Origin of the sequence: Bacillus sp. PPSBB_11 (assembly GCF_038023285.1) — a bacterium.
In the GTDB taxonomy this organism is placed as follows: domain Bacteria; phylum Bacillota; class Bacilli; order Bacillales; family Bacillaceae; genus Bacillus; species Bacillus altitudinis.
Genome location: NZ_CP150633.1, coordinates 48589 through 59727, shown reverse-complemented (window position 1 = coordinate 59727; position 11139 = coordinate 48589). Strand labels below are relative to the sequence as shown.

10 protein-coding genes are annotated in these 11139 nt (G+C 41.6%); all 10 read left to right on the top strand.

Annotated elements, in window-relative coordinates; all coding sequences use genetic code 11:
• Positions 1–178 precede the first annotated feature (178 nt).
• The 10 genes from V7L95_RS00345 (at position 179) to V7L95_RS00300 (ending at position 11084) form a co-directional block, all read left to right on the top strand.
• Positions 179–745, top strand: coding sequence for a biotin transporter BioY (locus V7L95_RS00345; RefSeq protein ID WP_007501449.1), 567 nt, complete (start codon positions 179–181; stop codon positions 743–745).
• Positions 745–2202, top strand: coding sequence for an acyl-CoA synthetase (locus tag V7L95_RS00340; protein ID WP_017358100.1), 1458 nt, complete (start codon positions 745–747; stop codon positions 2200–2202). The genes V7L95_RS00345 and V7L95_RS00340 overlap by 1 nt, the downstream gene beginning before the upstream one ends.
• Positions 2190–3278, top strand: coding sequence for an acetyl-CoA C-acyltransferase (locus V7L95_RS00335; protein WP_017358099.1), 1089 nt, complete (start codon positions 2190–2192; stop codon positions 3276–3278). The genes V7L95_RS00340 and V7L95_RS00335 overlap by 13 nt, the downstream gene beginning before the upstream one ends.
• Positions 3279–3351: 73 nt before the next feature.
• A complete protein-coding gene (gene mltG, locus V7L95_RS00330) occupies positions 3352–4434 on the top strand; it encodes an endolytic transglycosylase MltG (RefSeq protein ID WP_017358098.1) in 1083 nt (360 codons plus the stop codon).
• Positions 4435–4646: 212 nt separating this feature from the next.
• Positions 4647–5312, top strand: coding sequence for an O-methyltransferase (locus tag V7L95_RS00325; RefSeq protein ID WP_008342672.1), 666 nt, complete (start codon positions 4647–4649; stop codon positions 5310–5312).
• A complete protein-coding gene (locus tag V7L95_RS00320; protein WP_007501439.1) occupies positions 5309–6238 on the top strand; it encodes a peptidase U32 family protein in 930 nt (309 codons plus the stop codon). The genes V7L95_RS00325 and V7L95_RS00320 overlap by 4 nt, the downstream gene beginning before the upstream one ends.
• A 20-nt stretch (positions 6239–6258) precedes the next feature.
• Positions 6259–7527 carry a U32 family peptidase gene (locus V7L95_RS00315; protein ID WP_017358097.1) on the top strand — a complete coding sequence of 423 codons (1269 nt, stop codon included), beginning with the start codon at positions 6259–6261 and terminating at the stop codon, positions 7525–7527.
• A 7-nt stretch (positions 7528–7534) separates the two neighbouring features.
• Positions 7535–8167, top strand: a complete 633-nt coding sequence (udk, locus tag V7L95_RS00310) for a uridine kinase (protein WP_007501435.1) — start codon at positions 7535–7537, stop codon at positions 8165–8167.
• A gap of 650 nt (positions 8168–8817) precedes the next feature.
• The gene (gene greA / locus V7L95_RS00305) at positions 8818–9291 is read left to right on the top strand and encodes a transcription elongation factor GreA (RefSeq protein WP_007501433.1); all 474 of its coding nucleotides are present in this window, start codon (positions 8818–8820) and stop codon (positions 9289–9291) included.
• Between the two features lie 50 nt (positions 9292–9341).
• On the top strand, positions 9342–11084 hold the full coding sequence (locus tag V7L95_RS00300; protein ID WP_017358096.1) for a penicillin-binding protein 2: 1743 nt from the start codon (positions 9342–9344) through the stop codon (positions 11082–11084).
• The last annotated feature ends 55 nt before the right edge of the window (positions 11085–11139 follow it).

Genomic DNA, 11139 nt, shown 5'->3' with positions numbered 1-11139 from the left:
ATTTAAAGACATGATGTTAACACCGACATTCAACTTCAAGCCTAGAGGAATTAAAGTTTTATATTAAGTTAATTCTTTTTTACATCCATTATGTCAACTTTTAATTATTTTAAGTTGACATAATGAACTGTACCTTTTACGCTATTTTTAACAATGAATCGAGTGAGGGGTATGAAAATTGAAAATTCACGATATGATGCAAATGGCATTAATGACAGCAGTTATTGGGATGTTAGGATTGATTCCGCCTATTTTTCTTGCGTTTACACCTGTACCAATCACCTTACAAACCGCAGGTCTTTTGCTTGCTGGAGGGCTGTTAAAACCAAAGCAAGCGCTGATTAGTTTACTTCTATTTCTTCTAATAGTGGCAGCAGGCGCACCTCTTTTATCTGGAGGGAGAGGCGGAATAGGGGTCTTTTTTGGGCCAAGCGGTGGTTTTTTACTTGCTTATCCAGTGGCTGCCTTTATGATCAGCCTGTGGCTGAACCGGCTAAAGAAAGTGACGGCCTTACGACTATTTTTGATCTATGCGGTATGCAGTATCGGGATATTATATATAGGCGGAATTCCCTTTCAAGCCATGATGATGCATATAAAGATCACGCAAGCAGCTCTGTTCAGCGTCATTTATTTACCGGGTGATCTGATCAAAGCAGGGATATGTGCCGTCTTCACGGTGAAAATCATTCAAGCGATGTCATATCGAAAAAGGGACTTACATAGAGGGAGGCGAGCAGTTTGATGAGAATAACGGAAAGCTATGCAGCTCATGCAAAAGTGAACCCAGGTCAGATGGCGATCATAGATGAAAAAGAGAAGATCACTTATGAAGAATGGCATGAGCGTGTGCAGTCATCTGCACAATGGTTAAAAGAAACGCCTCATCAGCAAAAAAGAGTCGCTTTTTTAGTATCAAATGGTGTTCCGTTTCTCCAACTATTTGCTGGCGCAGCTTCTGCAGGATGGACAGCGGTGCCTCTTGATCCGCGGTGGAGTGACAAGGAATGCGCGGAAAAGCTCTTATTAAGCGACGCGGACCTTGTCATTGTGGAAGATCGATATATCAAAAGGATTGAAAAGTACAAGCTGGATATGCCAGTGCTCTCTTTATCTGAATGGAAAGAAAGAATCAGCCTCAGCATAAACGTTCAATCGAACAAAGGTGAACCGGAGGAAGATCCTGCTTTTTATATGGGATTTACTTCAGGATCAACGGGATCGCCCAAAGCCTTCATAAGACGCCAGCAGTCATGGATCGAGAGCTTTCAAATGACAGCTTCCGTCTTTGGGATCACACATAAAGATCATGTACTGATTTTGGGCACACTTTTATCCTCTCATTTTTTATACGGGGCGATCAGCACACTTTATTTCGGGGGCACCGTGACATTGTTAGAAAAATTTGTGCCAGATAAAGCAAAGAACATCTTAGAAAGAGGAGACATCACGGCTATTTATACGGTTCCGACCATGACAGAATCGTTACTGCAAATGGATGCCTTCGGAAAACATCCGCTTCTTGTCCTGTCTTCTGGTGCAGATTGGGGAAACTCTTCAAAAAAACAGCTCGTCAACCGCAATCCCCACATCACATTTTTTGATTTTTATGGAACATCAGAATTGAGCTTTGTCTCCTATTTATCTTCAGATGATTTTTTGCAAAAGCCTACTTCTGTCGGAAAGCCTTTTCTTTCTATTCAGGTTGAAATCAGGAGGGCAGATCAAACCGTTTGCAAGCCAAATGAAATCGGGAGAATTTATGTGAAAAGCCCAATGTCTTTTTCAGGCTATTTACAAGATGAAAAGCCGCCAGAAGAGTGGCTGACCGTATATGACATGGGGTGGCTCGACGAGGATGGTTACTTGTATATGAGCGGCCGCGAGAATGGCATGATTGTCTATGGGGGACTGAATATTTTTCCAGAGGAAATTGAGCGTGTGCTGAATGAACAGCCAGAGGTGAATCGGTCAATCGTGATTGGACTTCCTGATCCATATTGGGGCGAAATCCCTGTTGCCATTATTGAGAATGTACAGCAAACAAAAACCATTCGGCAAGCTGTAAAAGAAACATTAGCGGCATACAAAGTACCAAAAAAATGGCTCGTCACGGACAAAATGATCGAAACATCAGGAGGGAAAATCGCTCGTGCCAGTATGAAAAAGTGGGCGGAGGAACAACTATTATGCAAGCCGTGATCGTACAAGCGAAACGGACGCCCTTCGGTGAGAAAAATGGAATGTTGAAGGATTACCGGCCAGAGCATCTAGCTGCGCCCTTGATCCAGCATTTTTCAAACGTGACCAAGCCAGATGACATCATTTTAGGCAATGTCGTCGGGGGTGGTGGCAACATTGCCCGTCTGTCCTCGTTAGAAGCAGGGCTTTCATTACATATTCCGGGTATGACCATTGATAGGCAGTGTGCTTCCGGTCTTGAAGCCATTAGAACAGCGTGCATCATGATTCAGTCGGGGGAGGGATCAATATATATCGCTGGTGGAACGGAAAGCATTTCTCGGTCACCAATGAAAGAAAGGGCCCGCTTTTCTCCAGAGTGGATAGGGGACCCTCATATGGGGGAAGCGGCAGAGCTGACGGCGTCGAGATTTTCAGTTGCGAGACAAGAGCAAGATGACTATGCACTTTTAAGCTGGGAACGAAGTATAACCGCATTCAAGCAAGGAACGTATTCAGAAGAAATTGTTCCGATTAGCGGGATGAGTACAGATGAAGCGGCAGCTAAAATAAGACCGATTGCAAGCTTGATAAAGCGGGCAAAACCTGTCTTTTTACCAGGCAAAGGTACTGTGACTGTGACCAATAGCTGTAAAGAAGCAGATGGTGCAGCTGCCGTCGTTGTGATGGAAAGAGCGGAAGCGGAGGCAAAAGGCTTCAGCCCTATGCTGCGGTATATCGGGAGTGCCGTGACCGCTATGGACCCGCATTATCCTGCTGCTTCACCAATTGATGCAATCAAGAAACTTTTACATAAAGAACAAGTGAAGTTAGAAGATGTTGCACTTTTTGAAATCAATGAAGCGTTTGCGCTCAAAGTAGTGCTCATTGCCCGGACACTAGGTATTCCTTATGACCGTATTAATAAAAGAGGCGGTGCGCTTTGTCTTGGGCATCCATATAGCGCCTCGGGAGCTGCTATGATGGTGAGACTGTTTTACGAAGCCCGCGCCTTACCGAATGGAAGCTATGTCATGGCTGCAATTGGCAGTGGAGGCGGTGTCGGTTTAGCCACACTATGGCAAGTTCTGTCATGACATGCATGAGCAAGTAATTGCCGAACTCCGTCGAATCATGTACTATAAAAGCTAGATGTGAGGAGGGCCATGCATGTTTTCAGAACAAAAGAAACGACCATTTTTTAAACGAAAAATGGGGATCGTCCTGTTATCTGTACTTGCTGTGATCATCATTGCAGCATTATCAGGTTTTTTATATGTAAAATCAGCACTCGGGCCGGTCGATCAAAAAAGCAAACAAACCATTAATATTCATATTCCAAATGGGACATCTGTCAGTGGAATTGCGAGCATTTTAAAAGAAAATGAACTGATTTCAAATGACACGATTTTCACTTACTATGCAAAGTACAAAAAAGCATCAGGCTTTAAAGCGGGCTATTTTCATCTCAAACAAACAATGGATGCGGATCAGCTGATTCAAAAGCTGACATCTGGCGGGACAGACTACGCATTTCAGCTTGTGATACCTGAAGGGAAACAGTTGTCTGATATTGCAGCCATTATTGCAAACCAGACGAATTTTTCAGCGAAAGAAGTTGAAGCGAAGCTGGATGATCCAGCCTTTATTAAAAAATTGATGAAAAAATACCCGAAAACGGTGACATCACAAGTGAACGGGAAACAGGTCAAGCATCCGTTAGAGGGATATTTATTCCCGGCGACGTATCCGTTTTATCGTGAGGATGAATCACTTGAAGCAATCATTGACACGATGATTAAACAAACAGATCAATATGTGAAAACGTACGAAAAGGACATGAAAAAGAGAAAGATGTCCATCCATGATGTCCTAACGATGGCATCCCTAATAGAAATGGAAGCTACCGAAAAAACAGACCGGTCAAAAATCTCAAGTGTGTTTTATAACCGGTTGAAAAAGGACATGCCGCTTCAAACAGATCCAACCGTTCTTTATGCGCTTGGCGAGCATAAGTCCCGTGTTTATTACAAAGATTTAAAAGTGAAATCACCTTATAATACGTATACAAACAAAGGGCTGCCGCCTGGACCTATTGCCAATGCTGGAGAATCTTCTTGGAAAGCAGCACTCCATCCAGAGAAAACAGATTTTGTTTACTTCCTAGCAAAGAAAAATGGCGAAGTCGTCTTTACGAAAACGTTAAATGAGCACAACAAAGCAAAAGCGAAATACATCACAGGCAGCAACTAACGCCCATGTGAGAGGAAAAAGACTGTAGACAATGGTGAAATTGCCTGCAGTTTTTTTCGTTGTTATATCCATTTTATAGGTTCGCAATTACCACATCTTTGTGGTAAAATATATCGGGTTGTTTTTACTTAGATGAACGAAAGATTGACGAGAAAGAGAGCTGCAGCAGGCAGGACTCTTCTTTTTCAGGTCATGAAGGAGCTAGACATATAATGACAATCGAAGATGATCAAATAAATGATTATATTGAAGATTTAATTGAGCCGAGTCCTGATGCCATCGCTCAATTAGAGGAGTATGCGAAAGAGCATCATGTGCCAATCATGGAAAAGGTGAGCATTGAACTGTTATTGCAGCTGCTTTCTTTGAAAAAACCGAAGAAGATTCTTGAGGTTGGGACAGCGATTGGCTATTCAGCGATTCGAATGGCTGAAGCTCTGCCAGATGCTGAAATCTATACGATTGAGCGAAATGCAAAACGTTATGAGGAAGCGACACGGAATATTGAAGAATTACATTTCAAAGATAGAATTCACGTGTTTTTTGGCGATGCGATCGAATCAGCTAAAACGGTTCAGACGATGGCGCCCTATGATGTGATCTTCATTGATGCGGCAAAAGGCCAGTATCAACGCTTTTTTGAGCTGTTTGAACCGATGCTGTCCGATGATGGAATGATTATTACAGACAACGTATTATTTAAAGGCTTAGTTGCGACAAATTATGAAGAAGAAATTGAAGATAAACGAAAAAAACAATTAATAGGCAAAATTGATCGATACAATCAATGGCTGATGTCAAATCCTGACTACCAAACGTGTATCATTCCGGTTGGAGATGGGATCGCTATTAGTACAAAAAGAGGTGACCAATCATGAAAAAACCAGAATTGCTTGTGACACCAAGCAAGGTGTCGGATGTACTGCCGCTCATTGAAGCGGGTGCTGACGCATTTTTAATAGGTGAACAAACATATGGAATCCGTCTTGCAGGTGAATTTTCAAGAGAAGATGTGAAACAAACGGTTCAAATCGCGCATGCACATCACAAAAAAGTATATGTCGCCATGAATGCGATTTTTCATAATGACCGTGTGGCACTGCTTGGAGATTATTTAACCTTTCTCGATGGGTTAAACGTGGATGGTGTCGTTTTTGGAGATCCGGCAGTGATCATGGCCGCAAAAGAAACAGGTGTCAACTTGAATTTGCACTGGAGTACAGAAACAACTGGGACAAACTATTACACTTGTAACTACTGGGGCAGAAAAGGCGCAACACGTGCTGTTCTTGCCAAAGAACTCAATATGGATAGTGTGATTGATATCAAAGAAAACGCTGAAGTGGAGATTGAAATTCAAGTCCACGGCATGACTTGTATGTTTCAATCGAAACGGACACTTGTTGGCAACTATTTTGAATATCAAGGCAAACAAATGGACGTGGAAGGAAGAAATATGGAAGAAGGTCTATTCCTTCACGACCAGGAGCGTCAAAACAAATATCCTATTTTTGAGGATGAAAATGGCACACACATTATGAGTCCAAATGATGTATGTATGATTGATGAATTAGAAGAATTTGTCGACGCAGGCATTGACTCATTTAAAATTGACGGAATTTTAAAGTCACTTTCTTATATGACAGAGGTGACATCCCTCTATCGAAAAGCCATTGATTTACTAGTGACTGATAAGGAAGCCTATGAAGATCAGAAAGATGAATGGGTGGAGCGTATTGAAGAGATCCAGCCTGTCAACCGCTCAATCGATACAGGATTTTTCTTTAAAGAAACGGTTTATTAAGATAAAAGGAGGCAGAGGAAATGGCACTTTTAAAAGATGGAATTTCTGAAGTGATCGATGGAAAACGTGTCATTACAAAAAAACCAGAACTGCTAGCGCCAGCAGGAAACTTAGAAAAACTAAAAATTGCTGTGCATTATGGAGCAGACGCTGTTTTTATTGGTGGGAAAGAATTTGGACTTCGTTCAAATGCAGATAACTTTTCAATTGAAGAAATGGCAGAAGGTGTTGCATTTGCGAACAAATACGGTGCTCGCATTTATGTGACAACGAATATTTTCGCCCACAACGAAAACATGGACGGGCTGGAAGAATATCTTCAAGGGATTGAAGGAGCGGGTGTAGCGGGAATTATTGTCGCTGATCCACTCATCATCGAAACATGCAAACGAGTAGCTCCAAAGCTTGAAGTCCACTTAAGCACACAGCAGTCTCTTTCAAATTGGAAAGCGGTGCAGTTTTGGAAGGAAGAGGGGCTTGAGCGTGTGGTCCTTGCACGTGAAACAAGCGCCCTAGAGATTAAAGAAATGAAAGAAAAAGTGGATATTGAAATCGAAACGTTCATTCACGGGGCGATGTGTATTGCTTATTCTGGCCGCTGCGTGCTCAGTAACCATATGACAGCGAGAGATTCAAACCGCGGGGGCTGCTGCCAATCTTGCCGCTGGGATTATGATCTTTATAAACTAGAAGGCTCTGAGGAAGCACCTTTATTCGGTGAAGAAGACGCACCATTTGCGATGAGTCCAAAAGATTTAAAACTCATCGAATCCATACCGCAAATGATCGAAATGGGAATTGATAGCTTAAAGATCGAAGGACGAATGAAGTCCATTCATTATGTAGCAACAGTTGTCAGTGTCTATCGTAAAGTCATTGATGCTTACTGTGCGGATCCAGACAATTTCGTCATTCAACAAGAATGGCTCGATGAATTAGACAAATGTGCCAACCGTGACACGGCTCCTGCCTTTTTTGAAGGTGTACCAGGAACGGATGAACAAATGTTTGGCATTCACGGAAAGAAAACGACCTTTGATTTCGTCGGACTTGTACTTCATTATGATGAACAAGAACAAATTGTCACATTACAGCAGCGTAATTTCTTTAAAGCTGGCGACGAAGTTGAATTTTTCGGTCCAGAAATCGAAAATTTCACATGCAAGATTGAGACGATTTGGGACGAAAAAGGGAACGAACTCGATGCCGCTCGTCATCCACTGCAAATTGTGAAATTTAAGCTTGATCAAAAAGTATACCCTAGCAACATGATGAGAAAGGGGAAATAACCGGCACATGGGGAAAAAACCAGTGGTGATTGGAATCGCTGGCGGCTCGGGTTCAGGTAAAACGAGCGTCACCAATTCCATTTACGAAAAATTTAAAGGACATTCAATCCTCATGCTTCAGCAAGATTTATATTATAAAAATCAAAGTCATATGCCATTTGAAGAGCGCCTGCTGACCAATTATGATCATCCGCTTGCTTTTGACAATGACCTGATGATTGAGCATGTAGAAGCGCTGCTAAAGTACGAGTCCATTGAAAAACCAATTTATGATTTTAAACTAAACACACGTTCAGAAGAGACGGTACATGTTGAACCCAAAGATGTCATCATCGTTGAAGGAATCTTTGCTCTTGAAAACGAACGTCTAAGAAACTTAATGGATATTAAACTGTATGTGGATACAGATGCAGATCTTCGGATCATTCGCCGTATTTTACGTGATACGAAAGAAAGAGGCAGATCGATTGATTCCGTGATTGAACAATATGTATCTGTCGTCAGACCGATGCACAATCAATTCATTGAACCGTCAAAACGATACGCCGATATCATCATCCCAGAAGGCGGACAAAACCATGTGGCCATTGACCTCATGGTGACAAAAATTCAAACGATTCTTCAAAACCGTGGAGAGTAAATGGTGGAGAAGTAAGACCTTTACGTTGTAAAGGTCTTTTCAACATGATAGAAAAGTTGTACAGTCAATATTTTACTGATGGCTAGTCCAAAATTATCGGTGAGCATTGTAAGAAGCAGCCCCCTGAATAAAAGATTTGATATGATAGGAAAACAATGCTGCGAAATGAAAACAGGAAAATCATGCTGGGATGCTGAAAGTTTCAGTTATTCCTGCTTTGTAAAAGTATATTAAAAAAACGACAAACAAATCATCACAAATTTTCAAACAATTCTTGATCAAAATGCAATTTTGTAATAATATAGCATAGACATATCGTACACTGACCATATTATGTATTGGAAGATGGAGAATGGATAAGCTATTCTTCTACATATGATCGAAATGGCCGAACGAGGTACAGGAGCTTCCTGTGCCTTTCCACAGTTTGTGCGATGAAGATAATACATCATCATGAGACCGCTGCTGTTCCTGCCTAATAAAAAGGCATAATAGTTGCATCTAAAAGGGACGCCATGTAAGATGGACTTTTACGAATATGGGACAGAAGGAATGAGGGCCGGAATATGTCCTCATTCTTGTATATTTCAGTCGTCACTCACATGCAGAAAGCTTGTATGATGAGGATTAATAGAAGGAGTGAATGATTCATGGCACAAGAGAAAGTATTTCCAATGACAGAAGAAGGAAAGCGCAAATTAGAAGAAGAGCTTGAATATTTGAAAACGGTTAAACGTAAAGAGGTTGTAGAGCGTATTAAAATCGCTAGAAGTTTTGGAGACCTCTCTGAAAACTCGGAATATGATTCTGCTAAAGAAGAGCAAGCGTTTGTAGAAGGTCGTATTACAACGCTTGATAATATGATTCGTAATGCCAAAATTATTGAAGATGAAGGTAACTCAAATATTGTTTCACTCGGTAAAACGGTGACATTCGTTGAATTACCGGACGGTGAAGAAGAGTCTTATACGATTGTAGGAAGTGCAGAAGCTGATCCGTTTGAAGGCAAAATTTCAAACGATTCACCAATTGCAAAAAGTCTTTTAGGCAAACAAGTAGACGACAAAGTCACTGTTCAAACACCTGGCGGAGAAATGTTCGTCCAAATTGTAAAAATTTCATAATTACGTTTATACGATAAACACCTCGTCCACAATAGGGACGAGGTGTTTTTATGCTGAAAACAAGAAGAATCCAATGGACAGGTGTCATTATTTTTATCTTATTGCTCGGTCTCCTATTTAGACTAGCGGAAATTCAGTTGTTTTTCACAGAATCTTTTTCAAAGCTTGATATTAATTTGATCCAAGAAAGTGTCAGGCAGCGGACAGAAGAAGTAGTCATTTCAGACGGACGCGGCGAATTTTTAGATCGAAACGGCGAGGCACTTCTCACAAAAGAAGAGCCTGCGGTCATCATATTTCCTTTCCTGCAATATGACCTCCCTCACTTAAAACAAACCGCTTCTATACTTGAGATGGAAGAGGATGAACTGAAAAGCCAGCTGACAGAAACGAAGAAACCACTCATTTTAAAAGATGATATCACGAAAAAAAAGCTGAAAGACATCAATGATATGAAATATTCAGGTGTTTACGGCGTATATATGAAAGAGAAGGACAAAAAAAGACTTGCCCTCCACACATTAGGTTTCACAAGCGAGAATCCAGAACTCTTGAGAAAACGTTATCCGGACAAAAAAGAGCTTTCGATTCGCACTGAGATCGGTACATTTGGTTTGGAAAGTACATTTGACGAATTTCTATTACCAGAGCAAGACACAAAATTGTTATATCATGTGGACGGAAGGGGAAACCCTTTGTTTGGGATGGACGTCAAATATACAGCAGAAGCTCATTCGTTTTATCCGCTGCAAGTGCAGACAACTATGGACGAAGACATGCAGAGGGAAATGGAGAATGTTCTCAAAGCGCAAGGTGTTGAAAAAGGCGGAGCGGTTCTGCTCGACATTCAAAATAGCAGTGTGCTGGCGATGGCGAGTGTTCCAAATGTGACCAGCAAAAACCGGCATGAGGCAAGAAATTACATGCTGACCGCAATGGCTCCCGGTTCTGTATTTAAAACGGTCGTACTTGCCGCAGCGATTGAAAAAAACTTGAACCAGCCACAAACGATGTATGATTGTCGAAAGAATTTATATGGAGAGCCAGAAGGAAAGCAGGAAGTACTGAATCTGTCTGAAAGCTTTGCGCAAAGCTGTAATTATACATTTGCGACACTCGCTGAGCAGCTCATCCAAACAGATGATCAAATCCTTGAAAAGACAGCTTCAAAGCTTGGGCTTGTGGATCGAGCCGGCTGGGAAGGGGATGTATACCATAAGCAACAATTCAAACAGTTTGATCGTGAAGAAACAGGCAGTGTGTGGGGAGATAAAAGAGACAAGCATGTCAAAAAAGCCATTGCGCAAACGGCAATTGGTCAAAAAAATGTCAAAACAACTCCCTTACAAATTGCCAATATGATGGCAACGATTGCAAGGGGCGGAGAACGAAAAGAAGTGAGGATTGCAGATAAAGTGCTGTATCAAAACGGCACAACGATGCTATCCTTTCAAAACAAACGACCTGATGGTGACAGTATTGACCGCTATACAGCTCAAACCTTGCAAAAGTACTTAAGGCAGGTGGTGACCTCTGACAAAGGAACAGGAAGAAGATTTCAAGACCTGCCGTTCCATATAGCAGGGAAATCAGGCACTGCCCAAACCGGCAGCAAAGATAAACAGGGGAATCCACTTTATCACAAGTGGTTTGCCGGATATTTTCCGGCAGAAAAACCAAAATACGCTCTGGTTGTTGTTCACCTTGATGAGGCAAGTGGCCGGGCTAAGACAAATGAAGCGTTTTATGATATTGTAAAAAAGGTCAATGAAATTGAAAAGAAACAGACATAGAACATCCCTTCATGTCATGTTAGAATAGTAACGACTTAGGGAACAGAGGCAAAGG